Annotated in this window: 24 protein-coding genes; 8 read left to right on the top strand and 16 right to left on the bottom strand. The window is 68.8% G+C overall.

The window, feature by feature from the left end; genetic code table 11:
• Position 1: 1 nt before the first annotated feature.
• Complete coding sequence (locus MYMAC_RS38430; RefSeq protein ID WP_157757562.1) at positions 2 to 454, top strand: DNA/RNA non-specific endonuclease; 453 nt, start codon at positions 2 to 4, stop codon at positions 452 to 454.
• Positions 455 to 555: 101 nt separating this feature from the next.
• Here the strand turns inward: MYMAC_RS38430 and MYMAC_RS25910 are convergent, their stop codons facing one another.
• From MYMAC_RS25910 to MYMAC_RS25920, 3 genes are all read right to left on the bottom strand, one after another.
• A complete protein-coding gene (locus MYMAC_RS25910) occupies positions 556 to 795 on the bottom strand; it encodes a hypothetical protein (RefSeq protein ID WP_095960030.1) in 240 nt (79 codons plus the stop codon).
• Between the two features lie 34 nt (positions 796 to 829).
• Complete coding sequence (locus MYMAC_RS25915; protein WP_095960031.1) at positions 830 to 2,263, bottom strand: S8 family serine peptidase; 1,434 nt, start codon at positions 2,261 to 2,263, stop codon at positions 830 to 832.
• Positions 2,264 to 2,554: 291 nt separating this feature from the next.
• On the bottom strand, positions 2,555 to 2,998 hold the full coding sequence (locus tag MYMAC_RS25920) for a methyltransferase family protein (protein ID WP_095960032.1): 444 nt from the start codon (positions 2,996 to 2,998) through the stop codon (positions 2,555 to 2,557).
• 103 nt (positions 2,999 to 3,101) lie between these two features.
• On the opposite strand from MYMAC_RS25920, the gene MYMAC_RS25925 reads away from it, so the two are divergent.
• The gene (locus tag MYMAC_RS25925; protein WP_095960033.1) at positions 3,102 to 3,668 is read left to right on the top strand and encodes a TetR/AcrR family transcriptional regulator; all 567 of its coding nucleotides are present in this window, start codon (positions 3,102 to 3,104) and stop codon (positions 3,666 to 3,668) included.
• 120 nt (positions 3,669 to 3,788) lie between these two features.
• On the opposite strand, the gene MYMAC_RS37995 is transcribed toward MYMAC_RS25925, so the two are convergent.
• The 3 genes from MYMAC_RS37995 to MYMAC_RS25940 form a co-directional block, all read right to left on the bottom strand.
• On the bottom strand, positions 3,789 to 3,962 hold the full coding sequence (locus MYMAC_RS37995; RefSeq protein WP_238539821.1) for a peptidase associated/transthyretin-like domain-containing protein: 174 nt from the start codon (positions 3,960 to 3,962) through the stop codon (positions 3,789 to 3,791).
• 381 nt (positions 3,963 to 4,343) lie between these two features.
• On the bottom strand, positions 4,344 to 4,820 hold the full coding sequence (locus MYMAC_RS25935) for an SRPBCC family protein (RefSeq protein WP_095960035.1): 477 nt from the start codon (positions 4,818 to 4,820) through the stop codon (positions 4,344 to 4,346).
• The gene (locus MYMAC_RS25940) at positions 4,817 to 5,179 is read right to left on the bottom strand and encodes an ArsR/SmtB family transcription factor (RefSeq protein ID WP_275663023.1); all 363 of its coding nucleotides are present in this window, start codon (positions 5,177 to 5,179) and stop codon (positions 4,817 to 4,819) included. Before MYMAC_RS25940 ends, MYMAC_RS25935 begins: the two co-directional genes overlap by 4 nt.
• Positions 5,180 to 5,345: 166 nt before the next feature.
• On the opposite strand from MYMAC_RS25940, the gene MYMAC_RS25945 reads away from it, so the two are divergent.
• Positions 5,346 to 6,590 (top strand): MFS transporter, encoded by a 1,245-nt coding sequence (locus MYMAC_RS25945; protein ID WP_095960036.1) that lies wholly within the window; start codon positions 5,346 to 5,348, stop codon positions 6,588 to 6,590.
• A gap of 4 nt (positions 6,591 to 6,594) precedes the next feature.
• On the opposite strand, the gene MYMAC_RS25950 is transcribed toward MYMAC_RS25945, so the two are convergent.
• Positions 6,595 to 7,827 carry a single stranded DNA-binding domain-containing protein gene (locus tag MYMAC_RS25950; protein WP_239989018.1) on the bottom strand — a complete coding sequence of 411 codons (1,233 nt, stop codon included), beginning with the start codon at positions 7,825 to 7,827 and terminating at the stop codon, positions 6,595 to 6,597.
• 331 nt (positions 7,828 to 8,158) lie between these two features.
• Positions 8,159 to 9,451 carry an IS4 family transposase gene (locus MYMAC_RS25955; RefSeq protein WP_157757440.1) on the bottom strand — a complete coding sequence of 431 codons (1,293 nt, stop codon included), beginning with the start codon at positions 9,449 to 9,451 and terminating at the stop codon, positions 8,159 to 8,161.
• 417 nt (positions 9,452 to 9,868) lie between these two features.
• Between MYMAC_RS25955 and MYMAC_RS25960 the strand changes: the two genes are divergently transcribed.
• Positions 9,869 to 11,470, top strand: coding sequence for a discoidin domain-containing protein (locus MYMAC_RS25960; protein ID WP_095960037.1), 1,602 nt, complete (start codon positions 9,869 to 9,871; stop codon positions 11,468 to 11,470).
• Positions 11,471 to 11,585: 115 nt separating this feature from the next.
• On the opposite strand, the gene MYMAC_RS25965 is transcribed toward MYMAC_RS25960, so the two are convergent.
• Together MYMAC_RS25965 and MYMAC_RS25970 are read right to left on the bottom strand one after the other, a co-directional pair.
• On the bottom strand, positions 11,586 to 13,727 hold the full coding sequence (locus tag MYMAC_RS25965) for a M28 family peptidase (protein WP_095960038.1): 2,142 nt from the start codon (positions 13,725 to 13,727) through the stop codon (positions 11,586 to 11,588).
• 141 nt (positions 13,728 to 13,868) lie between these two features.
• The gene (locus MYMAC_RS25970) at positions 13,869 to 15,350 is read right to left on the bottom strand and encodes a DUF3943 domain-containing protein (protein WP_043711975.1); all 1,482 of its coding nucleotides are present in this window, start codon (positions 15,348 to 15,350) and stop codon (positions 13,869 to 13,871) included.
• A 363-nt stretch (positions 15,351 to 15,713) separates the two neighbouring features.
• Here MYMAC_RS25970 and MYMAC_RS38000 point away from each other — a divergent pair, with 363 nt between their 5' ends.
• The gene (locus tag MYMAC_RS38000) at positions 15,714 to 16,679 is read left to right on the top strand and encodes a hypothetical protein (RefSeq protein WP_239989019.1); all 966 of its coding nucleotides are present in this window, start codon (positions 15,714 to 15,716) and stop codon (positions 16,677 to 16,679) included.
• Between the two features lie 132 nt (positions 16,680 to 16,811).
• Here the strand turns inward: MYMAC_RS38000 and MYMAC_RS25980 are convergent, their stop codons facing one another.
• Positions 16,812 to 17,048: a hypothetical protein gene (locus tag MYMAC_RS25980; protein WP_239989020.1), complete on the bottom strand. Its 237-nt coding sequence runs from the start codon at positions 17,046 to 17,048 to the stop codon at positions 16,812 to 16,814.
• A 36-nt stretch (positions 17,049 to 17,084) separates the two neighbouring features.
• Between MYMAC_RS25980 and MYMAC_RS25985 the strand changes: the two genes are divergently transcribed.
• Positions 17,085 to 17,993, top strand: a complete 909-nt coding sequence (locus tag MYMAC_RS25985; RefSeq protein ID WP_170114771.1) for a hypothetical protein — start codon at positions 17,085 to 17,087, stop codon at positions 17,991 to 17,993.
• A 14-nt stretch (positions 17,994 to 18,007) separates the two neighbouring features.
• On the opposite strand, the gene MYMAC_RS25990 is transcribed toward MYMAC_RS25985, so the two are convergent.
• From MYMAC_RS25990 to MYMAC_RS26000, 3 genes are all read right to left on the bottom strand, one after another.
• Positions 18,008 to 19,162: a hypothetical protein gene (locus MYMAC_RS25990; protein WP_095960041.1), complete on the bottom strand. Its 1,155-nt coding sequence runs from the start codon at positions 19,160 to 19,162 to the stop codon at positions 18,008 to 18,010.
• 150 nt (positions 19,163 to 19,312) lie between these two features.
• Positions 19,313 to 20,479 carry a hypothetical protein gene (locus MYMAC_RS25995; RefSeq protein WP_095960042.1) on the bottom strand — a complete coding sequence of 389 codons (1,167 nt, stop codon included), beginning with the start codon at positions 20,477 to 20,479 and terminating at the stop codon, positions 19,313 to 19,315.
• A gap of 246 nt (positions 20,480 to 20,725) precedes the next feature.
• Positions 20,726 to 21,160 (bottom strand): peptidase associated/transthyretin-like domain-containing protein, encoded by a 435-nt coding sequence (locus MYMAC_RS26000; RefSeq protein ID WP_013941818.1) that lies wholly within the window; start codon positions 21,158 to 21,160, stop codon positions 20,726 to 20,728.
• Positions 21,161 to 21,396: 236 nt separating this feature from the next.
• Between MYMAC_RS26000 and MYMAC_RS26005 the strand changes: the two genes are divergently transcribed.
• Positions 21,397 to 22,479 carry a hypothetical protein gene (locus MYMAC_RS26005; RefSeq protein ID WP_095960043.1) on the top strand — a complete coding sequence of 361 codons (1,083 nt, stop codon included), beginning with the start codon at positions 21,397 to 21,399 and terminating at the stop codon, positions 22,477 to 22,479.
• 18 nt (positions 22,480 to 22,497) lie between these two features.
• Here MYMAC_RS26005 and MYMAC_RS26010 read toward each other — a convergent pair whose 3' ends face one another.
• Positions 22,498 to 23,022, bottom strand: coding sequence for a hypothetical protein (locus MYMAC_RS26010; RefSeq protein ID WP_095960044.1), 525 nt, complete (start codon positions 23,020 to 23,022; stop codon positions 22,498 to 22,500).
• A gap of 91 nt (positions 23,023 to 23,113) precedes the next feature.
• Complete coding sequence (mtgA, locus tag MYMAC_RS26015; RefSeq protein ID WP_013941821.1) at positions 23,114 to 24,016, bottom strand: monofunctional biosynthetic peptidoglycan transglycosylase; 903 nt, start codon at positions 24,014 to 24,016, stop codon at positions 23,114 to 23,116.
• Between the two features lie 164 nt (positions 24,017 to 24,180).
• Here mtgA and MYMAC_RS26020 point away from each other — a divergent pair, with 164 nt between their 5' ends.
• Positions 24,181 to 25,722, top strand: coding sequence for a DUF4034 domain-containing protein (locus tag MYMAC_RS26020; RefSeq protein ID WP_239989021.1), 1,542 nt, complete (start codon positions 24,181 to 24,183; stop codon positions 25,720 to 25,722).
• Positions 25,723 to 25,760 lie beyond the last annotated feature (38 nt).

Here is a 25,760-nt window from a genome sequence, read left to right on the forward strand (position 1 = left end):
CGTGCTGGAGGACTGGGTGCTCGAACACGCCTCAGAGTACGCCTACCGGCTTTGCGTCTTCACCGGCCCCGTGCTGAGCGACGACGACCCGCCGCTGCGCGATGCGCAGATTCCGGCGGGCTTCTGGAAGGTCGTGGTCCTGCGCGACGCCACGGCGGGAGGCGCGGACCTGTCCGTGGTCGCCTTCTTCATGAAGCAGACGGAGATGTTGCACGACAAGCTCGGAAAGAAGCTGCTGCAGCTCCAGCGCTACCAGGTGACGCTGCCGGCAATCGAGGCCTGGACGGGCCTGGATTTCGGTGCGCTGAAGAACGCGGATGAACTGGCATGGGCGCCCGCCGCGCTGCGCGCGGACGTGCCCTCCGAGTCCTACCGGCGCCTCACCGGGCCCCAGGACCTCGTCTTCAGCGGCGAGCGGCGGCGCGCGGTAGGCCGGCGCATCCTCCCCGGGTGATACCCTGGCGCCCCCGCGGGAGCCGAGGCACGGAGGCCCCGCGGGCCGGAAGCACTGGGGCCGCTTGCGGCAGAGAACCGAAGCGCGCCCCCGTGCATCCTTCACTGGATGTCGGAGTCAGGGGGACTGAGTCGAACCGAGCGTTGCGCTTCGACCGTCGCTCCCCTGACAGCGCTGAGGGACGGAAGCCGGTCAGGCTCCGCGCTTCCCAGCACCACCCCGGACTCCTCGAGCACCTGCTCAATCTCCAAGCCCGCGGCTTGAAGCCGCGCGATGACGTCCTCGAAGCGGTCCGGAGGTGCGGCGTCTATCAGGACGGAGACCGACGTTTTCCCGGGCATCGGTGCGCTCGTACGAAGGAGAGGGAGCCGTGGCTCACGGAGCCTGGACGAGCCCCTGGCCGACGTCGCGGACGGGGAGAGGGAGTCGCTGCACCGACTTCACGATGGCGGTCCACAAGGGCAGGCCCCTCAACTTCGTCGCCTGCGCGAACAACGCGGCGATGCCCGCGACATGTGGCGTTGCCATGCTCGTCCCCGACAGCCGCTTGTAGTGGGGCGGCAGCGGATACGAGGAGAAGACGTCGACACCGGGCGCGGCGATGTTCACCTCACCCCCATTGGGATTGACCTCACCACACGAGAACCAGGCCACCTGAAGGTTCATATCGACGGCCGCCACGGCCAGGATGTGGGGGCAGTTCGCTGGATGTTCGACGGGCTTGATGTCACCGGGCCGACGGCTTGCGTTGCCTGCCGCGGCAATCATCAGCGTGCCGCGCAGCAGCGCGCGCTGAGCCACCCCGTCATAGACAGTGCTGAACGACTGCCCGGGCAGGACCGACGCGCCCAACGACAACGAAATGATGTTGGCCCCCTGCGCCACGGCCCAATTGATGCCAGCGAGGATTCCGCCGTCCGTGCCGAAGCCATCATCCCCCAGCACCTTCCCCACGATGATGTCGGCCTCGCAGGCGATTCCGTAGCGGGGCCCCCGCGTGACGGGCCGGAAGCCACAAGCCGTCCCGATGCAATGGGTACCGTGGCCGTTCCTGTCCGTCACCTCTTGCCCCGGGACGAAAGAAGCCGTGAGGAAGTTCCGGTTGGCGAAGTCCGCATGGGGACCGAAGCCGGTATCCAGCACGGCGACCTTGATTCCCCTCCCCGTGTATTGCGAGGCGGGGACGCGCGTCGCATGAAGGCCCCAGGTCGCCTCGAGGTCGTCCATCGCCCGGAGCGCCGCCGGCGCGTAACGCTCCACGGAGACGCCGCCATCCCCCAACAAGCGGTCCACGAGCTGAACGACGGAGTCCCTGTACCCCCGCAGGTACGCCGCGGAGAGCTCCTGGGTGGGGGCCAGGTTCATGGGCAGCCCCATCCGAGGCGGACCCTCCAGGGCAAGGCGCTCCGCGGGATGGGGCCACACCGGCGCCCCTGCCAAGGAGCCAGACAGGTCCAGCCCGGCGCTCCCCCCTCCGTTCAGGCCGGTGACGCCGGCGTCAGGCCCGGGGAAGGCGCGCACCACACGCTCCGGCTCGACGGCCAGCGTCGGCAATTCCCCCTTCTGCTCCGCGACACCGAGCGCCTGGAGCTGATCGGGGTCCATCTCCACGACGGCGGCCCCGATGGCCGGGAAGACGATGCTCCCGGATTCGATTCCCCCCTGTGCCTCGGGAGGCCCGCCGTTCAGCACCCTCGCCTTGACGCCCGCCACTTTGTCGAGCGAGTGCGCCGCCTGCGCGCCCTCGACGTCAGGAAGAAGGACGATGTAGCGGCCCGTCGTCTCCGCGGCGCCCGGGCTCGGCATCATTCCGCTTCCGTTCCCGTTCTTCTTTCCGCCCATTGGCATGGTGACTCCCCCCACCGCATGCACCGTCTTCGGTGCGGCCGGTCCCCCCGGCTCAGTGGGGAGTACACCCGATGCCAGGACGCCCGATTTCGATTCGCGGAGGCACGGCCGTCAGTCGTGCGCTGCTGAAACCTCTCAGCCCAGGACCTTCGCGTAGCGGCCAGCAGCCCTGGCCTTCGAGGCGGGGCCGATGGTCGCAGGCCCGTCAGGGACGTGGAGCGTACGCCTGGCGACGGCCTCGCCCGGCGCACGTCAGAGCCACCGGCGGGTGCGACGCGCGTATCGCAGATACGCTTCGCCAAAGCGGGCGCGCATCATGTTCTCCTCGAACGCGATGTACCAGCGGTCGGAGATGACGAGATAGGCCACGGCACAGAGCATCGCGGGCGTTGAGCCAAGGAAGACGGCGAGGCCCGTGAGCGCCAGGGAGAACCCCAGGTACATGGGGTTGCGGGTGAAGCGGAACAGTCCGTCCGTGACCAGATGGTCCGGTTGGCGGAAGGTGTAGATGTTGGTGCGGGCCCGCGCGAACTGGGCCCGCGCGACGATGGTGACGACGAGGCCCAGCAGGAACAGCGGCCCTCCCAGCCATTGGAACCCGGGAGGCACCAACTCCGGGCCAGGAAGAAATCTGTCGAAGCCCACCATCAATGCGGCCAGGATGAGCGCGAGACGCGGAGGAAGGAGCCTTTGCATGCCTCGCAATGTAGAAACCTCGACTGCCGCTCGAAACTCGCGTTCGCGGCGTCCCGTGAGGAGGCCCGAGCCCCCTCGGAAGGAGCCTCGCCAGGGGCGCTCGATGCACATGGTCGACACCATCCTGGAGGCGGCGGCTCGCGTTTTCGACCAGCATGGCTATGAGGGGGCGAACACCAACCGTGTCGCGGAGCGGGCCGGTGTCAGCGTGGGGTCCGTCTACCAGTACTTCCCAAACAAGAACGCCCTCCTGACGGCGCTGCACGAACGGCACTACCTGCAAATGCAGGCCGTCGTGGACCGCGCGCTGGATGCGGCGCAAGGCCGGACGTTGCGCGCGGTCATCGAAGACATCGTGGCGGGTGCGCTGGCGCTTCACCGGGCAGAGCCTCGCCTGCAGCGCATCCTCCACGTGGAGTACCCGTACTTCGAGAAGCCCCCTGGCACGAGCCGCTCGGCGGGACGGCTGTTCGAGCGCTCCAGGGCCCTGCTCGAAGCGCACCGTACCCAGATGGGGCGTGACGACCTCGACCTCGCGACACACATGGTGCTGCGGATGGTCGAGTCACTGGTGCACGCGGCGGTGCTGGACCCTCCCGTCACGGACGCGGGGGCTCACGAGGCAGCCATCGCCGACGCCGTGGAGGGCTATCTGAAGCTCCGGCGCTGAGCCGCGCGGCGCCGCCGCATGCAACGCAATCCACCCGGCCCGCGGCGCCATCGACGGCCATCGAAATCGCCCGCCGCGAGCGCATCGTCTTCGCTGACGCGATTGCCCTGGCCTTCGGGGCTACCTCGGCCTTGACCAGCCTGGACCGACGGAGAACTCATAGTCCAGGCGCACGGCCTCCCCCGTCCCCACCGTGAAGTCCGTGCAGCGTTCGAAGGTCGTGCAGATCCGGTAGTCCCCCGGCTCCAACGCGAACTCGTAGAAGCCCTCCTCGTTGGACGTCACAGACCCCACGTCCGACTCCCCGGGGAGTGCACGCAGCAAGAAAGTCATCTGCCTGGGGCCGGAATCACATTCTCCCGAGCACACATCATCCACATAGGTCGTCACGCCATAGACACCCTGGGTGATTGTCAGGGCATCCAGGGGATTGGACTCACCGCACCCCGGTCCGCCCACTGCCATCACCGAAACGGTCGCCAGGAGCATTGAAAGACGTTGGGCCATGGCGTCAGTCTATCGGCCGCGACAGGCAATGCCAACCCTGCCCCGGGGCAACGATTTCGACCGCCTCATTACAAACGGCGGACGACGTCCGCTGTCACCGAGGCATCACGCGGCTTCGCCCCCTCGGCATACCGCGGCGCCGGACCGGGGGGCGGCCCCGTCCTCGGCTCAGGCGAAGCGCGAATCCAGCTTCGTGAGCTGGCTCGTGAAGCCCTCCTGCTGCATCTTCGTGAACTCGTCGCTGTGCATCGCGTCCAGCGTGACGACCATGCGGACGCGGTCGCCGCTCGAGAGGAAGTCCACGGCGATGTTGCTCTCATAGGTCGCGACGCCCGGCAGGAAGTCGATGACGTTCGTGAGCACGAGCCGTGAGTGCGGCGCCACCTCGGTGAAGCGAGACCGGGTCGCATGAGAGGTTGGCTCCCCCGCCTGCTTCATGGCGGCGATCATCTCCGGCGAGTCGGCAATCATGTCGTACCGGAGGGCTCCGCCCACGCGGGCGTCGAGTTCGTGGACCTCGGCGCGGAAGCCCTGCGGCCCCCACCACGATTCGAACCCCTCCTTCGTGGTCCACAGCGCCCAGAGGTCCTGGATGCCCGCCCGGTAGGTCCGCTCGATGACGACCTTCGCCTTCTCGTTGCTCATTTCCGCTGGCTCCTGTCATTGACTCGACGAGTCTGTTGTTGTTGCTGCTGCTTCTTCTCCAGTGCGGCCCCGAAGCGGTCGAGCCGCGCCTCCCACAGCTCCCGGTACGGGGTGAGCCACCCTTCGAGCTCCCGGAACGGCTCCGGCCTCAAGGCATAGAGGCGACGTTGCCCGTCTGGCCGCATGGAGACGAAGCCGGACTCCGAAAGGATGCGCAGATGCCGAGAGACGCCGGACTGGTGGACACCGGCCTTCTCGACAACGTCACCCACCTGCTGCTCCCCATGCCGGAGGGCCTCGACGATGCGACGGCGCGTCGGGTCGGCGAGCACCTGGAAGACATCAAGTTGCATGCCCATGTATATACGCACTGGCGCATATATCCGTCAAGGCCAGGCCCTCGGGGGGGGGGAGCCCCGCCGCGGAGCGGACTTCACCTGACGTCGAAGCGAAGCGCACGGCGGGAAGCGGTCCGGCCACACCGCCGCGGTTGTTGGCGGGCCCCCAATGGGTACAGTGCGCGCCATGAAAGCCTCCTGGAAGCGCAACACGGCCCTCTTCCTGGGCAGCCAGGCCCTCTCCCTGCTGGGCTCCTCCCTGGTGCAGTACGCGCTCCTGTGGCAGGTCACCCTGCAGACGCGCTCCAGCGTCATGATGACGCTCTACATCGTGGCGGGCTTCCTGCCCACGTTCCTCCTGTCGCCTTTCGCGGGCGTCTGGGCGGACCGGTATGACCGTCGCAAGCTCATCGTCCTCGCCGACGCGATGATTGCGCTGGTGACCCTGGCGCTGGCGGTGACCTTCTCCCTGCGCGGCCCGGAGCTCTGGCTCTTCTTCCTGGCCGCGGCGGTCCGCTCGGTGGGCGCGGCCGTCCAGCAGCCCGCGGTGGGCGCGCTGCTGCCGCAGCTCGTGCCCGAGGACCAGTTGATGCGGGTCAACGGCATCCAGGGCACCCTCCTCTCGGTCAACATGCTGGGGGCGCCCGCGCTCGCGGGCTTCCTCATGTCCGTAGCGCCCCTGCAAGTCATCTTCTTCATCGACGTGTCGACGGCGGCCCTGGCCATCGCCCTGGTGATGCTCTTCGTCCGGGTCGAGCCCCGCCCCCGCGCGCCGGAGCAGGAAGGGTCGTCGCAGTTGAAGGAGATTCGCGACGGCTTCCGGTACATCCGCGGCCACACGCACCTGGTGCCGTTCTTCTGCTATCTGGGCTTCATCCTGGTCCTCATCACCCCCGCCGCGTTCCTCACGCCGCTGCAGACGGCGCGCAGCTTCGGAGACGAGGTATGGCGGCTGACGGCCATCGAGATGTTCTTCTCGGTGGGCATGATGCTGGGGGGCGCCGCGCTCGCCGCGTGGGGCGGCTTCGACAGCCGCATGCGGACGATGGTCGCCTCCAACGTCATCATGGGCGCGTGCACCGTGGCCCTCGGCGTGGTGCCCCACTTCGGGGTGTACCTGGCGGCCATGGGCCTCTTCGGGGTGGCGCTGCCGCTCTACAACACCCCCGCCACGGTGATGCTCCAGGAGCGCGTGGAGCCGGCCTACCTGGGCCGCGTCCTCAGCGTGATGACCATGCTCTCCACCGCGCTGATGCCGCTGGCCATGCTGCTGTTCGGTCCGCTGGCGGAGGTCGTCTCCATCGAGCGGCTCCTCCAGGTCACCGGCGTGCTGGTGGTGCTCGTCGGGCTGCTCACCCCACTCCACCGCCGGTTGATGTCCTTTGGCGAGCCCAAGCAGGTCCCAGTCGAGCCCCAGGACCTGGCCGGGTGAGGGGCTATGGAGGGGGCAGCGGCTCCCAGTTCGGGTCCGGCCAGACGAAGGGATTTCCACCCGAGCCCGGAGCCGCGTTGCCGAAGTAGCGCTGGCACCCCGCGACGTTCTCGGAGCGGCCCAGGAGTTCCCAGAAACCCGGGCAGACGTCCCGAGGGATTCGCTCGCGGCAGTCCGCCATGGTCCGCTCGCCCGCGTCAGGCCGCGCGTAGTAGTCGCTCACGAACTCCCAGGCGATGCGCTGGAGGGCCTGCACCGTCGCCGCATTCGCGCCAGGAACTCCCTCCGCCCCCTCGGGCGACGCCCGGAACACGGAGGCGTGATGGACGGCGGCCATGTAGTAGGCGCCCAGGGGCGTCAGGTGGACGTTGTCGCTGAAGAGCATATCGAGCCTCTGCGACGTCGACCCACTGATGCCTGGCACCTCATCCGCCAGGACTCGCTCCACCAGCTCGACCAGCGCCGTGCTCCCCGGGAGCGCCCGCACGCGGTCCTGCCTTCCCGCGGCTTGCAACGTGAGGTTCACCTTGGAGGAGACACACTCCCAGGCAACCCGGGCGTTCTTCTCATAGGCCATCCACGGGGCCGGGTTGGCTTTATTGATGTCCAGCCACGTGTGATAGAAATACGTAACGGCTTGCGGATTCCCGGCAATCAACCGGTCATGGAAGTGCCGCAGGTAGCCGACGCTGTTCTCCCACTCGATGGTGCCCAGGAGGTCATGGCGCTCGGTGATGAGGAGGGTGTCGTAGGTCTCCCTGTCTCCCAGCGTCTGGGGAGACAGCAGCTCCTGAACCACGTTCATGTCGGAGCCGACGCGATTCTTGCCTTGGCGGTACCCGGCCCATCCACCATTGCCCCAGGTCCGTACCCGGAGGGGCGAACCAATCACGTTCTGCTGGTTCCAGTTGAAGTCCTTGCCCTGGCTCCTGGCAATGACATCGAAGTAATCAGGCATGGGGTTGTCGAGCAGGCTGTGCCCGGAGAAGAAGACCCGGGCGCTCGTGATGGGAGGCGTGGTGACGGGCCCACCCGCGTCCGGGCCGCCTGCATCCGGCACGCCCGCGTCGTCCGTCCCCGCATCCTGCCCCGCTCCGCCGTCTCCCGGGGGAGGCACGCCTGAATCAGGGGGGCCTGGAAGCTCCTCTTCGGGCGTGCCCTGGCCCGACGACCCGCCACACGCCAGCCCGAGTGAGACAACCAGAAGTGCGCACGGCGCCACACGGAATGCGTTCATGACCCAGGTCCTCATCGTGGAAGCGATGGCTCCATCCGCAGACCTGAAGCCATGAGTTCAAGCATCCTATGCCACCTCCAGGGGGGCACAAGTGAAGATGGGACGTATCGCAGTGGGCCGCGCACCGGCAGCACACCTGTGCAGCCGGATACACGATGGGACAGGCACGTCCAGGCATCGAGCCCCGCCGGCGTGGAGGCGGTACGTGCCGAGACCTACGCAAGTTCCGGCACGTTTGAGTCGCCGTCATCGATGTACCGGGCGCGCTCCAGGCAGAGACAGTTCGCCCGTGTGGCCATGGCCCCTCCCATCAAGAGCATCCGCTTCCGGTTTAGCGGCCGCTCCCGAGGGAAGCCTCCCGCTTGCGTCGTTCACGCTCGCGGCGCTGCTGGCGTGAACGAGCGGTCACCTCCGCGATGAGGAGGATGCGCTCCTCCAATTGCTCCAGGGTTACGCCCCGGCTCATCATCGCATGCGACAGCAGCAGTGGGGCGCAGCGGGTCAACGCCAGCACCAGCGCGAGCCGCCCCGTCGCATGCTGCTGACCCGACTCGCCTGCCTTCTGCTGCATCGACAGTTCCAGCAGGCGCGAGAGGGCCAGGGCAATCACCTTGGCGTACACCAACGAGAGCACCGCGCCAGGCCGCGTGGCGCGCAGCGCCGTCAGTCCCACACCGGATTTGAGGGCTTTGAAGAGAAGTTCCACCCTCCAGCGCAGACGGTAGGCCTCGGCCACCTCCAGGGCTGTCAACACGTCGCGGCCTACCGTCGTCAGATACCAGCGCCGCTCACCCTCTGGCCCTTGCACGGCCACCACCCGCGCCGAGGCCGTGCGCCCCTGCTTCTCCAGTTGCACGTCCACGTCGATGACGCCGCCCTCCTCACGCAGCACGCCCTGCAGTAGCGCATCCGTCAGGCGCATGCCCCGGGCCCGCACGCGCTCGCCCTTGCCCACGTGCACCCGCAGCACCTTCGGGTCATGCTGGGCCTTCAGCCGCACCAGGAAATGGGCTCCGGCCTCAATCGCATCAAGGAAGCGGCCGGTGTCTGTGTACCCCAAGTCCATGAAGGTGAGCGTGCCGGGCGCCAGCGCCTCTTCGGGCAATGCGCGCGTGTCCTGGGTGCGCTGGGGCGTCACTCCGTCCGCCACCGGCAACTCGTCTCGCAGCGATACCAGCGCGTGCCATTTGAAGGACGCTGGCCGTGCCTGGCTGGTGGAGGGGGCCCAGTCAGCCGCCAGTCGCCGCAGCAGTTGGCAGGTGGAGTCGGCCACCTGCACGTCTGAGAATTCTTCCAGCAAGGCTCCCAGTTCATTGAAGGGCTTGTCCTCGCCGATGGCCTCGCGCACGGCCTGCACGGCCCGGCCGGCCACCTCACACATCAACAGCCCAAAGGCGTGGTTGAAGCGCTCGAAGAAGGCGCTGGGTGACAGCTTCTGTCCGGTGAGCGCGATGTAGTTGGCGAAGGCCGTTGTCTGCGTGCCGGGCAGCGGCGTCACCGCGGCCACGGTGGACTCCACCAGCGCCACCAGGTCCACCTTGCGCTGGCGCTGCAACGCACCCAACCGCCGCGCCGCCTCCAGAATGTCCTCGGCCGACACCAGTGCCCGGAGTCCCTCAGCCACCTTCGCTCTCGGAGTATTCTTCATGCCGGGAGAATGGTCCTCGTCCCTCCGTTTCGACGGGCCCTGCCTGCTCGGCTGCACCTATCTCTCTGATTCTGCTCTGCTTTTCCTCACCGCGTTAAACGGACGCGGATGCATCAAGAGACAGGCGGGACCGCATGCAATTCCTAGCAAGCCCTCGAAGCCACCACCCCAAACCAACACTAATTGACATTCGCCTTCCACACGGCGCCCCTTCACGCCCTCGACCATAGGCAATGATTGACACGGTGGATTCGGCGTTCCCAAGGTGAGCCTGTCGACGCCGCTGGCGGCTCGGAGCGCGCCAGGGCGTGGGCGGTCGCAATCGCTCGCACTGGCAGACGCTGCTCGCCGTCCATCGCTTCTTTCGCAGCACTCAACGCAGAGGACCCCTCCATGCCCCAGTCGGATCAACTCGCGCCCACCACGCACCACCGCCGCCTGTTGCCAGCGCTCGCCGCGCTCGCCCTGGCCATCGCCGCGACAGACGCCAGCGCGTACTCGGCCATCTACGGCGGTGGCCCGTTCTATTCCGGTGGGACGCCGGTGATGAATGACCTGCGCGGCTCAGGGTTCACCACCGTCATCCTGTGGAGCTTCCACATCGAGGAGAACGGCGACCTCATCTACAACGACATCCCGGTGGTCAGGAATGGTGCCTACGTCGGTGATGCCGGGTGGCCGGGCCGGCTGGCAACGCTCAAGGCCGCGCCGACCTCGGTCAACCGCATCGAGGTGTCGATTGGGGCCTGGGGCGTTCCGGACTTCGAGCGCATGATTCGGCTGGTCAACGGCACCGCGCCCGGCTGCGGCACCACCATCGTCTGCGGCACCGGCAGCAACAGCATCCTGTACAGGAACTTCCAGGTCCTGAAGACCATCACCGGCGCAGACGCGGTGAACTTCGACGACGAGAGCGCCTACGACCTGGTCCCCACCACGACCTTCAGCCAGATGCTCATTGGGATGGGCTACAAGATTTCCTTCGCCCCGTACACGCAACAGACGTTCTGGCGGAACCTCAAGGACAACCTCGGCAGTGCCGTTGACCGCATCTACCTGCAGGTCTACGCCGGCGGCGCGGGCAACAACCCGGCGAACTGGAACACGGCGATGGGCATGACGGTGGCCCCGGGCCTGTGGTCCAAGAACGGCGCCGGCTGCGCGTCGGGTGACAGCCCGTCCACCGTGCAGACCCGGATGAGCAACTGGAAGGCGAGCGCTGGCATCAGCGGCGGCTTCATGTGGCTGTATGACGACATCCAGCGTTGCTCCGCGCAGGGCACGAGCGCGCAGTACGCGGCGGCCATCAACACCGCCGTCAGCGGCAACACCCCGCCGGTGGCGAACTTTGGCGTCACCGTCAGCGGCCTCACCGCGACCTTCAGCGATGCGTCCACCGACGCCGACGGCACCATCACCTCGCGCAGTTGGAGCTTCGGTGACGCAAGCACCTCCACCGCGACCAACCCCTCGCGCACCTATGCGAGCGCTGGCCACTACACCGTCACCCTCACCGTCACCGACAATGGCGGCGCGAGCCACACCAGGACGCAGACGGTGTCGGTGGGTTCAGGCTACGTCAATCTGGCGTTGAACAAGCCCACCACCAGCTCGGCACCGTGCAACAGCAGCGAATCGGCGGCCAAGGCTGTCAACGGCAGCGTCTCCGGCGGAACCACCGACAAGTTCTGCTCCCTGGCCGCTTCGGCGTGGATGCAGGTCGACCTGGGCTCGGCGCGGACGGTCAGCAGCTTCACCGTCCAGCACGCGGGGGCGGGCGGTGAATCAGCCACTTGGAACAGCAGGGCATTCTCCATCCAGACTTCGAGCAACGGCTCCACCTGGACGACGCCTGTCACGGTGAGCAACAACACCCACAACAGCTCGACGCATGCCATCACTCCGACGTCGGCGCGTTACATCCGGCTCAACGTGACGACGCCGACCCAGAACGGCGACCCGGCGACGCGCATCTACGAGTTCGAGGTCCGCTGACCTTTCGAGAGCGCTGCACGTCGGAGTGCATCCTCCGTAGGGCGCATACCGGGAGCGGCCGGCAGCACCTCATGGCTGCCGGCATATCGGCGAGGACCGTGCCCGCGCGGTCCCTTCAGCGTGCGCGCGTCATGACGCCGCCGCGCTCGAGCAGCGTGAAGAGGTCCACCAGCGCTTCGACGGGGAAGACATGACCGTACTCGGCATAGGCCGCGTCGCGGATGTCCGCCACGGACCGCTGACCGTTGGCGTAGCTCGCGACGGCGTCCGCCAGTTGGTAGAACCGGAGCTCTCCTTCGCCGCGCTGGCGCATGGCCTCGGCGGCCGCGTCCAATGCCGCCTGGACCGCCGCCACCCGGGGCTGGTCCTCGGCCGGTGCCTTGCCAACAACCTCGTCGTAGGCCGCGAGCTCCTGCCCCTTCACCCTGCGTGGAATGAAGGCCCGTGCCTGTCGCTCGGTGGTGGAGAGCGCGGGCTCCCTGGGCGCCGGTCCGCGCAGCTTGACGTCCGCCTCGATGCGCCCCAGGGCCTGGGCCTCGGCGGCGTCCAGGCCCTTCACCTGGGCCTTCACCAGCGATTCAGACGCCCCCAGGGGAAGGCATGAGCGGAGCGCCTCGCGCTCGCGCTGATAGGCGGCGCGCACCACCGCGCGCGCCAGACGGTAGCTGACAGGCAGTTCGGCCCGGCTCGCGGCGGCCAGGTCGCGCCGCGCCCGGAACTCGTCCTCGGCCACGCGCCGCGTTCCGTGCACCGCGACCAGCCGCGCCAGCTCCACCGCGTCCGGGCCCTGGGCCCAGGCAGCGACGGTGACGGTGGCCAGCCCCGCGAAGGCGGCCCGGTGAAGCTGCGTGGGGTCCACGAGGCCCGGCCGGTCCTCACTGGTGTGATAGGCATCATCGGGCCACGTGGAGAAGGCCACGCCCGGGATGCCATGGTCATTGAAGAGCTGGTGGTCCGACCCCCGGCTGTAGCGGTCCATGTGGATGTCCAGCGGGTCCCGCGACCCCGTCACCGAGCCGATGCGGAAGTCCTTCCGCGGAGGATAGGCCACGCCGTTGAAGCGGTTCATGAAGGCGACCGTGGACTCCGACACGGCGTTCACGAAGCTGCCGTTCCAGTCCGGCGTGTAGGTGACCAGGAAGCGTGAGTGCGCCCGGGACAGGCTGGCGCCCAGCATGTCGAAGTTGAAATGCGCCACGCGCCGCACCGGGTCGTCCGCGTGATGGGCGAACCACTCCCGCGTCCCCTCGAACTCCGGCAGCCACAGCACCCGGAGCGTCCGCACCGGTGGCGGCAGCACGCCGCGCTGGATGAGCGAGGCATAGGTGCGGACCATCTCCAACAGGGTCGCCGCCCCCGACGCATTGTCATCCGCGCCGGGCTTGTAGTGGTCCAGGTGCGCGGTGAGGACGACCTCCTCCCCCGTGTCGCGCCCGGGGATGACGCCACTGACGATGCTGAAGTGTCCCGGGCTGAGCTCGGCGGCGACGCTCACGTCCACCTTCACGGGGCCGTCTCGCAGTTGAGCGCGCAGCTCGCGCCCCACCCGGTCGGAGACCATGAAGAGGAAGGGCACGCGCGCGCCCGGCGGCACCAGCGTCCGGGGCACCATGGCCCAGCCCACCTGGTCCGGAAAGTCACCGTCCATGCGGTGAGGCAGGTTCCAAGGCGGCGTCGAGTACGAGGAGACCACCCCCACCGCCCCATGCTCCACCACGGCCCGGCGCAAGGCCGCGCTGGGAGGCCCTCGCGTGAGCGCGACCTTTCCCTTCAACGCCTTGCCCACGTAGTCGGAATCCCGGGCACCGAGCCCCACGTCGACGAGCTCCAGGTCCGTCCCCTCGAAGCTGCCGCTCCCCACCGCCAGCGACATGGCCAGGTCCGCGTGGGACGTCACCCGGTAGCGCTGCGGCCCGGCCACCCACAGCTCTCCGCGGATGGCGCGCCACTGCGGCCCTGCCTTCATGGCCTCCAGGCGGACGTCCTCCAGGCCCGCGGCTTCGGCGGCACGCCGCACCCAGTCCGCGGCTTCGGCGTAGCCCGCGTGCGAATCCCGGGCGAGCAGCGAGAGGCGCTGCACACCGTCGTGGATGCGGTCCCCGGAGCTCTCGTGGATGAGGGCACGGACCACGTCATCCCGCAGCACCAACCCGGTCGTCGGGGACACGGGGCCCACGGGTGACGCTGGCGCCTGAGCGTCCGCGCGAGGCGACAGGAACAACCCGATGCAAGCGAGGAGGACAGGGAGGGTGCGCATGAAGAGTCTCGGCGAGAGTGCGCCGCGCTGGGCGTCGATGGAATCGCCCGGATGCTGCCGAAGAGTTCAGCGGCAGCCAACTCCTTGTCGGCAGCAGCCCCTTCGCCGAGGAGGAGACGCGAACATCCCTGGGCCGAGGCCTCAGCGCGTCCCGAAGCCTGGCCCCTTCGAGAACGTCCACAGCAGGCGAATCTGCGTCGCACGCTGGCGGAGCGTGTCGGAGCCGATGCCGAACTGCCCCGCGCGGTTGGCGACGAAGGCTTCGAGCGCCACGCCGTGCTGTCCGGCCAGCAGCAGCTCGGCGCGCGCGGTGGCGTAGGTGATGAGCTCCACCCCTTCTCCGAGGAAGGCGCCCGAGATGAGGTAGTTGCGCACGGACACGCCCACGCGCCCGACGCCGCGGCGCACCAGCCCCAGTTCGAATGCCGACTGCGCGCCGGGCCCGAAGTGGTAGTCACGGGCGGACTCCGGCGAGGTGAGCCCGCCGCCGTGGCCAAACGGCACCCCCGCGACGGTCGCCGTCGAGTCCAGGGTGAGCTGTGACGTGAGCGGGACCTGCGCCACGCCGCCGATGCCGAGGCTCACCGTGGAGACGCGCAGCGTGTTCGGATTGGCGAAGTCGTAGCCCGCCATCAGGCCCCAGAGGCCAGAGACGGAACGGAACTGGAAGCGGTCGCCATAGAGGAGCCCGCGACTGAAGAAGCCCACCGTCAGCGTGTCGCGCGAGAAGCCCATCCGCGCGGTGAGGGTGAAGTAGTCGAAGGGCTGGTCATAGTCCCCCGAGGTGAGCTGCGGGGGCCCGTAGACGACTTCGACGCCGAGGTGCCCCTCCAGTTGGTTGGGGACGTCGAAGCGCGTGCCGTCGATGTCGTTGTAGTTGTCGACGTTGCTCGTCACGCCGGCCATCCCCTGGAGGAAGCTGCCCGGTACGGGGAAGAAGTCGTTCTTCCGGCGGCCGAAGAGGAAGCGGTTGATGCCGCCCACGGGCTCGACGAGCAGCGAAATCACCGAGCGCGCCAGCGTGGGCTCGCCTTCGTCGAGGATGGCGAGCGCCGTGCGATGCAGCACCTCCCCCAGCACGACGCCTCCGATGGAGGTCGTGATGAGGTCGTTCGTGGACGGGGACTCGGACTCCATGAAGAGCTCCCACAGCACGCTCGACGCCACCGTGAACGGGACCGAGCCCCAGAAGCCGAAGCCGTTCGAGCGCGCCGCGGTGTAGGCCAGCGAGCCTTGATAGGGATGCCCGAAGGCGTTGGTCGCGAACGCGTCCTCGTCCCAGACCCAGCCGTCGGTGAGGTTCCGACGCATGGTCTCCAACGAGATGTCCGCGTAGGGCTTTCCGAGAACCTTCGCCGTCCCCCAGAAGATGCCGTGGAGGGCCGCCATCTCCACGATGGGCACCAGGAAGTCGCGGCCGCCGCCGTCAGGCGCGCTCCAGATTGCGCGGCGAGGCGGGTGCACCAACTCCGGCAGGAGCAGCTGGGGGCTGGTGGGAGCAACCTCGACGCACGCCTCGGACGCCAGGGGCGCATCCGCGGGTGCTGCGTTTGCCTCGCCTCTTGAGACGAGCACGAATACCAAGAGGAAGCAGGAGACGCGTTGCACGAGGAGCGAAAGCATGAGGCCCCTTGGGCTTTAGCCACTCTCAAGAGAGAGTGCACGCACCAACCACCGCGGGGACGAGCGCCGCGGCACGCCGAGCAACGACTCCGGAACGAGGTTCCGGCGCTCGCCGGCTCGCCTGCCCTGTGCGTTGGCACGTCATGTCGCCACCCCTCCGTGAGAACGCGGCCCACGGACTCCGGTGGGGCGGCAAGCGTCCGGGCATACCCAGGAAATGAAGTGAAGCTTCGGGTTCATTCATGAGGACCCGACAGGAACGCTGTTCGCGCACCGCGGGTACGACGGCCCCGGATACAACGCTGTTACGAGAATTTTCGGTTCCGCTCGCATCTCCGTGCCGAACCCGTGACAATCCGCGAAATGAACCTGCGACGCTCGATTCGCTCCCTGTTGGTTTTCTCCCTCGCGGTCGTTCCCATCACATCCGGATGCGGTTCGGATGACACCAATCCAACGCCGGACGCCGGCCTCCCGTCGGACTCGGGCACCGAGCCCGATGCGGGTACTGAGTCGGATGCCGGCACCGAGCCTGAGCCCGACGCGGGCACTGAGCCTGAGCCCGACGCTGGCACCGAGCCGGAGCCCGACGCTGGCACCGAGCCTGAGCCGGACGCGGGCACTGAGCCTGAGCCCGACGCTGGCACCGAGCCGGAGCCCGACGCTGGCACCGAGCCGGAGCCCGACGCTGGCACCGAGCCGGAGCCCGACGCTGGCACTGAGCCGGAGCCCGACGCCGGCACCGAGCCCGATGCGGGTACTGAGCCGGACGCCGGCACCGAGCCCGATGCGGGTACCGAGCCGGACGCTGGCACCGACCCGTTCACCGTCTGCGAGGGTGCGTGCCAGCAGACTGACGTCACAATCCAGTTGGACTCAAACCAGCGCACCTTGACCAGCGCCTACTTCGGTTACGAGGAGCCTGAGAACCCGGGAGACCCGTGGGAGCTTTGGATCGAGCTCAACAACGGCGCGCCGAACGAGTGCCCGACTCCAACCTCAGACCTCCCGCCGCAGTTGGTCAACGTCTACAATGTCACGGTGCCGGTGGACGCGACGCCGCAGATGGGCTCCGAAGAGGGCGAACCGCGTGCCACGCTGGTCGACTTCGACGGCGTGCTCACCACCGCGTGGTTCCTTCACACCACGAACTTCACCTTCACGCCGGTGGCGGCCTCGCTCTGCCCCGCCTGCCTCCGCGACGAGAGCTTCCCCGCGTCGCACTTCGTGGCCTTCACCGTGGACGGGCTCTACGAGAATGGCGCCCTCAGCGGCCACGCCTACGCCACCTACTGCCCCTCGCTCAACACCGTGAAGCGCAGGAAGTAATCGCGGTCCGACGCGCCTGAGCGCGAGTTGGACCAGCCCGGGCCCCAGCGTGACGGGGCCCGGGCCCGCCGTCTCGCATGACGGCGCGGTGCCGGCCGCGCGTGAGCTGCACGGCCGTGCACCTGTGCGGCTTCAATGCCCCGGCGCTTGAGCGGAGGCAGCCTTCGCCGCCATGCCCCCACGCTGATAGCGAGCCGACGTCAGCCAGAAGCGCTCGCGCTCCGGAGCGGGCCACTCCCGCGGCGGCTTCTCCACCGCGCGCCGCGGCTCCTGCACGGACTGCGCACATTGATTCGTCCCGGCAAACACCGCCGCGGACGTCTCCAGGACGTAGGGATTGTCGAACGCGATGGCGCGGGCCCGCTTCACCAGCGGCGCGGCGTCCGCCCAGTGTACCCTGCCATCATGATGAGCGAGCCCGACACGGAGCAAGCCCCAGTCAACGCCAGGCACCTCTCGGGGAGGGACGCCCCGCTTCCCGATGAGCGAGGCGACGCTTTTGAAATCTTCGTCGGTTACTTCCCCGTGCTCTTCGGGCTCGCGCAGTTCCTCCCGGTGCTCGATGGCGAGCCCCTGGGACTGAAGGCCTACCTGCTGGGGCCCGTCCTGATTGCATCGGGGAGCTATGTCATTGCCTGGGGTCGTGCCCGCCGCAAGCGGTTCAGGCGCGTGCGCGACGAAATCGAGGCGTCCATCCCCAGCGAGGACCGCATCCACCAGGAGGTCCTCCCCGCCCTCCTCCACCCTTTGTCCGGCACCATCGCCCCGGCCGAGCCCCTGGGCTTCGTCGACTCGCTTCGTCAGTCCGGCCAGGAGAGCGCACCCGAGCGCTTCGAGCGTGTCCACTTCAGCCGCGGGGGCATCTCCCTGGTGACCTACCGGACCCACTGGTCCAAGAGCTCGAGGGTTCCCGTGGATGAAAGAGGGCCCGGCCTGGATTACCTCGACTACTGGCGCGTGCGCGCCGAGGTCGCGACCTCGGTCAGCTTCCAGCTCCTTCCCAGGAAGAAGGCGCTCACGTTGAGCCTCACGTCCCCAGGGCAAGACGAGACGCCGTCCTTCGAGCAAGCCTTCGAGGTCCGAGACCCCTCCGGCTGGGTCCAAGCCCATCTCGGCGAATCCGTTCGCGAAGTGCTGACCCGGCGCACGGGCTTCTATGTGCGCTGTCAGCACGGCCGGGTGGAGTGTCTGTGGCCCCGCTACGTCGGCCCGGACACCTTCTCCCGCTTCGAGGACGCCGCGCACGTCGTCGCGACCCTCGCACGGGCGCTGGCGGCTCCCGAGGCCGCCCGTCCAGCCTCGGCCCCGCGCTGAAGGTGCCCTGCCCTTCACGACGTACGCACGAGCCTCGCGCACGCCTCGCGCTCATAGGGGAGCCCTGCCTTCCGGAAGTGTCCCCCGGCGTTGCCGAAGCGCGGGTCCCAGAGGTGCGAGGCGTCCACGAGCGCGGCGAGAAAGCGCCGCTGTGCTTCAGTCCTCACCACCCCGTCTCCACTCGGAAAGGCGTGGACAAGGAGGGGGCCCCATTCGAAGTCGACCCAGGACTTCTTCGTGGTCCGCGCGACCGCCACGGCCGCGTCCACGATGCGGTCGAAGTCGGGGACTCGCTCCAGGAGCCGCTGGACGACCGTGAAGCGCGGCTGCATCGGAAGCTGCGGCGGCTTCACCGGGAACCAGTCGTTGATATGCGCGGCATGCTGCTCCAGCGCGGTGCACAGCTCGCGCGTCGCGGCCTCGTTCCGTGCCAGGGATGGCGCCATCGCCGCGCAGAGGCGCACCGAGGGCTCCGCATCCGACAGGAGGTCCTCCAGGGGCCCGTTGAGCGCGCCCAGCGCCAGGACCAGGGAGCATCGCTCCGCCACATCCCCCGTCCGCTTCGCCATCTCCGTCAACCGCTCCACCAGTTCGTCCTGCCGCACGCCCGACGCCGGTGACGCGGCGAGCGCGGTGGCGGCCATGGCCGCCTGCATCCGCACCCGGGCATCCGCATGGTCCAGGTTCGCCAGCAGCGAGCGGGTCAGGAACGGCGCCACCCGGACACACGCCAGCACGGACTTCGCATAAAGCGCGTTCGAGGCGTCCTCGTCCTCGAAGATGGCATCATCGTCGTCCGCGTCCAGGATCGGCCCCAGGTCGAACCGGGCCATCGACTCCAGCGCCTCCATCGTCGCGCCGCTCCGCTCGAAGGCGTCCACCACACGCGTCAGGAACAGGAGCAGTTCCGCGCGAACGGGCTCCTCGCCCGCATCCAGCCTCGCGTCATCGAGCAACCCGAGAACCACGAGTGCCACCGGCGCCGTCGCGGGGAAGACGGTGCCCTGATGGATGATGGCCGACCACAGGTGCTGCATGGCGGCGCCGCGGGCCCGTGCGTCCTCGGTGAGCAGGGCACGAAGGTGTTCAGGCGTGTCAGTGGCGCGGCCATAGGCGTGCACCAGCCGAGACCAGTCCGTCGCGTCGAGTGCGGGAATCCCGATGAGCATCGGCGCGACTATCCCCTACGCGTGACAGCGCCTCAATGCATGCACCCAGCGGAGGCACCGAGGTCAAAGAAGAAGCCCAGCAACCGCGTTGGATTGCTGGGCTTCGGACTGTGGAGGCGGCGGGAATCGAAGCCGCCGCTCAACGGCGCATCACGCCCTGTGGAAGGCCTTGGCGAAGAAGTTCTCCACGCGGGACTTCTCGGGCTCGATGGTGCTCGCGGGCGAGGCCACGGCCGTGGCGCCGCCGAGGGAGGGACGCAGCCCCGAGGCGATGCCCGGCTGCAGGTGGTGCCGCAAGTCGACCGCCACGTCGGACTTCACGTGGGTGCCCAGGCCCATGGCGGCGTTCACGTCCGCGGAGTGCTTGAGGAAGCCGTTCTCCAGACCGACCTTGCCGCCCGCCTGGGCCGCCGCGCCCGCCACCGCGCCCCCGGTGACCGAGCCGTGCAGCCGGCCCAGGTGCCCGCCCGCCGTGCCGTACACGCCCGCCGTGGCGGACGCGCCCACCTGGCCAGAGAGCATCGCCGTGGCCGTCCTCGGGTCCAGGCTGGCCACACCCTCGGCATACGCCGTGGCCGAGGCCTTGGCCTCGCCCTTGACGTAGCCACCCACGTGCCGGTTGAAGTCGTGGCTCGCGCTCGCCCCCACGCCCACGCCCGTCTCCGCCTTCGCCGTCAGCGCGGCCGTGTAGGCGTGATCGTTCCGGTTGGCGGACACTCCCGCCTGGGCCTGCGCCTTGAACGTGTTGGCCTCGGCGGTGAGCTGGCCGCTCGTCACGCCCAACCGGCCCGCGTGCGTCTTCTGCAGCTCGTAGCCGACGTGAGGCCCGTTCAGCTCGGCCTGGGCGGCGTAGTGATGCACGCCACCGCCGCTGTAGCTGGACGTGGAGGCCTGCATCGAGCCCACGTTGCCGCTCAGCCTGCCGCCACCGAAGGTGTCCTTCTCGAAGGGGCGGCCCGGCTTGTCGAGGTACAGGTGCTGCTTGGCGGCGGCGGGCGCCGTGAGCTTGTTGTCACCACCGCTCACCATCACGTCCGAGGCCTGGCCCGTGCTCAGCTCCCAGGGGCTGTAGGAGGGCTGCCCCTCGGGCATGCCCGGGTGCTTCAGGGGCCTGGACTCCGGGGCCGTCGGCGTCGCCGTGGGCTTGCTGGCCGTCGCCGCGGGCGGAGTCGCCGTCGCTGCCGGCGGGGTCGCCGTGGGCCGGGCCGCCGTCGTGCCGGGGAGCGTGGAGGCACGCGCGGGGGGCTTGGGCTGGAACGGCTTGGAGGACGGGAGGGACGAAGAACGGGAGAGGTTCGAACCGATGCGGCGGGCCATGGTCAACTCCTCGGGAGGTGCTGCAGATGGGGTCAGGACAGCGATGCCTGGACCTACTGCAGCCGACATGCCACGTCGTTGTCGGGCTTTGTGGCCTTCACACCTTCGTGGTTTCAAGGGCTTGGCGGACGAAGCGCCCATGAACCCGGCCGGAAGCTGGTGTCTGCAGTCACCAGCCTCAGGACAGCCGTCACCATGCTTCATCCCTGCGCCCCGTTCGCCGGGCCGCGGCGCCCCGGATTCGCCTCAGCGGCGAGTGGCGCGTGACTTGTCGGAGCTGGCGCGGCGTGCCCGGGCGGGCGGAGGCGGGGCCTCCGGCTCACTGTCGGGCATCGCCGTCAGCTCGACGTTGTACGACTCCTTGTAGTCCGCCGCCCAGAACAGCGTGGCGAAGACGGGGAGGATGAACAGGCCTCCAATGATGCCGCCCGCGGTGCGCGCCCCACTCCACTGGTCCCTTTTGATGGTGACGTACTCCGGCTCGTAGCCGTCCATCTCCACGGTGAAGCTCTCGGTGTTGTTGATGGTGGCGGAGTCGCTGTACTCGTACGGCGTCCGGCCCAGCACTTCGCCCGAGCGAGCTCGAACCTTGGCGCCGCTGGGGCTGGAGCGAATCACCGTCGAGCTGGCGCAGCCGGTGGACAGGAGGACGACAAGAGCGGAGGAGACGATGCGCTGCATGAGATGGACCTTCCAAGGAAGAGGGGTCGCGCTCCCGTTGCAGCCCATGGACCAGTCGGTACCGCACGTCTTCTGGCCCACTTACGACGGCAGAGGCGTCCACGAGCGGAGCGCCCATCTCGCGCCATGGATTCCACACCGGGACGGCCGCGGCGCTCCGTCGCCCTGACGAACTCGGGGGTGCCTCGTCCCGCCTGGCGGTTATCCGGCTTCCCGGGTTGCGCTAGAAAGCACGTATGCACCGCTCGCGTCTCCTCGTCCTGACCCTCACGGCAACCGCCGTGGCCGTCACTGCCTGCTCCTCGCCGGATCCCGTCCCGGACCTCCCCCGCATCCTGCGCTTCGAAGCAGCCCCCGCGACCATCGGCCCGGGCGAGTCTGCGGAGCTGTCCTGGGAGGCCACCGGCGCGCAGCGCTTCTCCATTGATAACGGCGTGGGAGCGGTGAGCGGAGGCTCGGCCCAGGTTCGCCCGACCACGACTACGACGTACACGCTCACGGCGACCAATGACCGCGGCAGCACCACCGCGAAGACCACGGTCGCGGTGACCACCTCTGGAGGAACGGACCTCTCCGGGAGCCTCACGACGCGCACGCTGACGCTCGCGGGCTCGCCCTACCAGGTGACGGGTGACCTGTTCGTGCCCGAAGGGAGCCGGCTCACCATTGAGCCCGGCGTCCGCCTGGTCTTCATGGGGCACTACAAGCTCGCCGTGCGTGGACGTATCACCGCGCAGGGCACCGCCGCCAATCCCATTGTCTTCACCGCCAGCGACCCCGCAACCGGCTGGAACGGCCTGCGGCTGGCGGCGACCTCGGACGCCGGAGCGGACTTCCTCGAACACTGCATCCTGGAGTACGGCAACAAGGTCGACGGAGAGAACGGCGCCGGTGACGAGGGCTCGTATTCGGAGAACGCCGGTGGCGCGCTCTGGATTGGCTCACGCGCGAACGTGAATGTGAACGACAACGAGTTCCGCTTCAACAAGGCGCCCGCGTTCGGAGGTGCGCTGATGTTGATTGCGCCCACCAGCGGTGGGGTCGCCACCGGGAACATCTTCCACGACAACGAGTGCACCGGGCCGCGGACCCAGTTCGGCGGCGTGGGCGGCGCGGTCAACACCGCGCACCTGCCGGCCAGCAATCAGTGGACCTTCCGTGGCGGCGAGTTCCGCGACAACCGGGCCCCGGAGGGTGGAGCGCTCTACTTCTTCGACAGCAACGTGACCATCGACAGCATCGCCATGTCTGGCAACACCCCGCAGAACTGGGCCACGCCAGAGCCCCAGCGGCTGACGGTCATCAACACGCCGCTGTAGCGGGCGGTGCCGGGGCCGTCAGTTCTTGACGACCGTGGTGATGGTCAGCGGCGTGGGGGTGCCGATGAAGCTCCCGGCGGTGTTCGTGCACGGCGTCGGCACCTGCGAGAAGTCCGCGGCGTAATAACCCCAGGTGGAGTCATTGCCCTTCTCGTAGAACTCGTGACCATCCGGGAGGACCACCTTCCAGACGTAGTTGATGCTCGAGTACTGCGTGGACGACCGAGCCCGGATGATGCCCGTCACCGTGGTGCCCCAATGGTATGGCGCCACGGCCGGCACTTCGACCGTCTGCGGCGCCGGAGCCCAGTCGAACGCGCTGGAAGGGCCGGAGCTTCCGCCCCAGCCGTAGATGAGGAACACGCGGGTTCCCCAGGGCAGGTCATCGTTGCGGTACGTGAGGGTGATTTCCGCCTGGGCGTTGCTGAAATAGCCGCAGGTGTTGAGCACCGTCCGCGCCTGCACCCACTGCGCTCCCGCGAGGGCCGACGTGGACGTGAGCAACAGGGCGAGCACCAACGCGTGGCGGGAAAACCGGGACATGCGGAGACTCCAGGGTATGGTTTGACAACCACGCCCCTCTAGCAGAGCCAGAGGCGTCCCTGGAAATCCGGAGTGGCCCCAGCGCTTTGGCTCAGCTCTCCGACGCCAGGCGGGAGATGGCCTCCACCACGGAGTCAGGCGGGGGCGTCGCGCCGAAGAAGCGAGCCAGCTCGTCCTGGGCGTCGCGGGCTTGCGCCGCGCTGATGCGTCTTTCGCGCTCCATCCGCGTGATGATGACGGCGGCGCGGGTGCGCAGGGTCTCTGGCTTCTGGGCGGGCAGCCAGCGACGTGGGGCGGGCAACATCGCCGCGAGCATCGCGCCCTGCGCCACGCTGAGCGCCCCCGCCGAGGTGCCGAAGTGCTCGCGCGCCGCCGCCTCGATGCCGTACACCCCCTCGCCCCACTCCACGACATTCACGTACAGCGTGAGGATGTGCTGCTTGGAGAGATGCGTCTCCAGTTGGCGGGCGAGCAGCAACTCCTTGCCTTTGCGCAGCAGGCTGCGGTCGGTGGAGAGATAGAGATTCTTGGCCAACTGCTGGGTGAGCGTGGAGGCGCCGCGCCCCAGCCGCGCCTTTCGCACGGACTGTTCGAGGGCGTTCTCCACCTCAATCCAGTCGACGCCCTCATGCTTGTAGAAGCGCGCGTCCTCGGAGGTCAGCACGGCCTCCACCGCGTGCGGGGCCACCGCGTTCAGGGGCACCCAGGCCTGGCGCGCACGGGGCTGCTTGCCCGCGGCGAGCGCCTCCTCGGCGCGCTGCGTGATGAGCGCGGTGGTGCGGGGGTTCTGCGTCAGCAGGCGCTTCACGTCGGGCAGCCGCGCGTACTCCACGCTGAGCCAGAGGACCAGCAGCAGCCACCCGCCGAAAAGCCAACGCCCCCAGCCAGGACCGGAGGAGGACTCCGCGCCGACGCGCCGGGCGCTGGCGGGGAGCTGCTTCGTCTTCCGCGTCCGGGGCGAGGCGGCACGGGCGGAGGGCGGACGGGAGGCCATCGGTAGGAGCACATCTGCCCCGGACCATGGCCGCTGTCCAGAAGACAGCCGAAGAGGCACGCGGCGGCCTGTCCTCGGGTAGGATGCTTTTCCCAATGCCTACTCTTCGGACCGCGCTTGGCGCGGGCGTCGTCGTCCTCAGCCTCGGTGTGGCTGGGGTTGCTGTGAACGCCGCACTGTCCCAGCGGCGCGCGGACATCGCGACGCGCATCGCGGCCCGCCAGGAGCCCGTCCTGACACCCGCCCCCGGCCCCGCGCCGCGCGGACTGCCCGTCGTGGCCCCGGCGGAGCGCAAGGAAGGAGAAGTTCCTCGTGGCCATGTGGACGGGGTGGCGCTGCGCTCGCTCCTGCTCCGGCGCCAGTTCGAGGAGCTGACCCTGGCGGTCGAGCAGCTCCAGTGGGGCATGGAGGCCAATCCCCAGGACGAGCATTGGATGACGGACGGCATCCTGGCGCTCGGCAATGGCTCCCCCGATTCAACGGCGCTCCTCGACGCCTGGGTGGAGGCCTCACCGCGCTCCTTCGCGCCCTACCTCGCACGGGGAACGCACTGGGTGTCGGTGGGCTACCTGCGGCGCGGGGCGAGGTTCTCGGCGGAGACAGCCGCGGAGGAGTTCTCCGGGATGCACGAGGCCTTCGAGCGCGCGATGCCCGACCTCACCCGCGCCTGGGCGCTCCATCCGAAGGCGGTCATGGCGGCGAGGCCGCTGATCCACATGGCGAACGCGCTCGGCGACGACGAGGGGCGCGAGAGCGCCTTCGCCCGCGCCATGGAGCAGTGCCCCACCTGCGTGGACATCCGGGCCGTCTACCTCCACTCCCTCGCCCCTCGCTGGGGCGGCAGCTACGAGGCAATGGACACCTTCGCCCAGGCGCAGAGCCTCGCTCGCCCGGAGCTGGGCTACCTGCGTGGCTTCGCCGACTTCGACCGCGCGCGTGACATGAAGGCCAGGGACGCGGACGACCCGGGCCTGGCGTTGCTCGACCGGGCGCTGGCGACCGGCGACTACTGGGAGTTCAGGCTGGCGCGTTCACAGCGGCTGCGCCGCGCCAAGGCCCTGGAGGCCGCGCTCGACGAGTCGAACCGGGCCGTGGCCTTGCGGCCCGCTCGCGCGTCCGTCTACTTCGAACGTGCCCGCGTCCATTCCAGCAGCCGGAAGTGGAAACCCGCGGGCGAGGACCTCCTGCACGCCCTGCGGTTGGATGCGACGGACTCGGACGGGCGGGCCATCCGGGACCACGTGGTGAAGGGAGTCATCTACGACGCCTGGGAGGCGCACAAGGCCGGGCGCCGCGAGGAGTCCTTGAGCCTGCTCGAGCTGGCGGGGGAGCTCTCACCCGGCAACCCCGAGGTGGCGCGGCGGCGCGCCTGGGTCGTCACGTCGGCGCGGCAGGAGCCGGGGGCCACCGCGGCGGAAGAGACGCCCGCCGACGGGACAGCGGACTTCCGCACCGTGCAGCAGCGGGACTACGCGCTGGCGCGCGAGCGGCGCTTCAAGGAAATCCTCCCACTCTGGGACGCCTTCCTCGAGCACAATCCCGACCACGGGCTCGCCTACCTCGAACGCAGCGGGACGCACTACCACCTGCGGGACCTCCCGTCCGCCATGGCCGACCTGAAGAAGGCCTGCGACCTGGGCGTCAACGAGGGCTGTGCCCGCCTGCGCAAGCTCGAGCGCGCCAGGGCCAAAGCCAAGGCCCGCTGAGGCGCGGCTGCCCACCGTCCCCACTCCCGCGTCCAGGA

This window comes from Corallococcus macrosporus DSM 14697 (genome assembly GCF_002305895.1).
GTDB lineage: Bacteria > Myxococcota > Myxococcia > Myxococcales > Myxococcaceae > Myxococcus > Myxococcus macrosporus.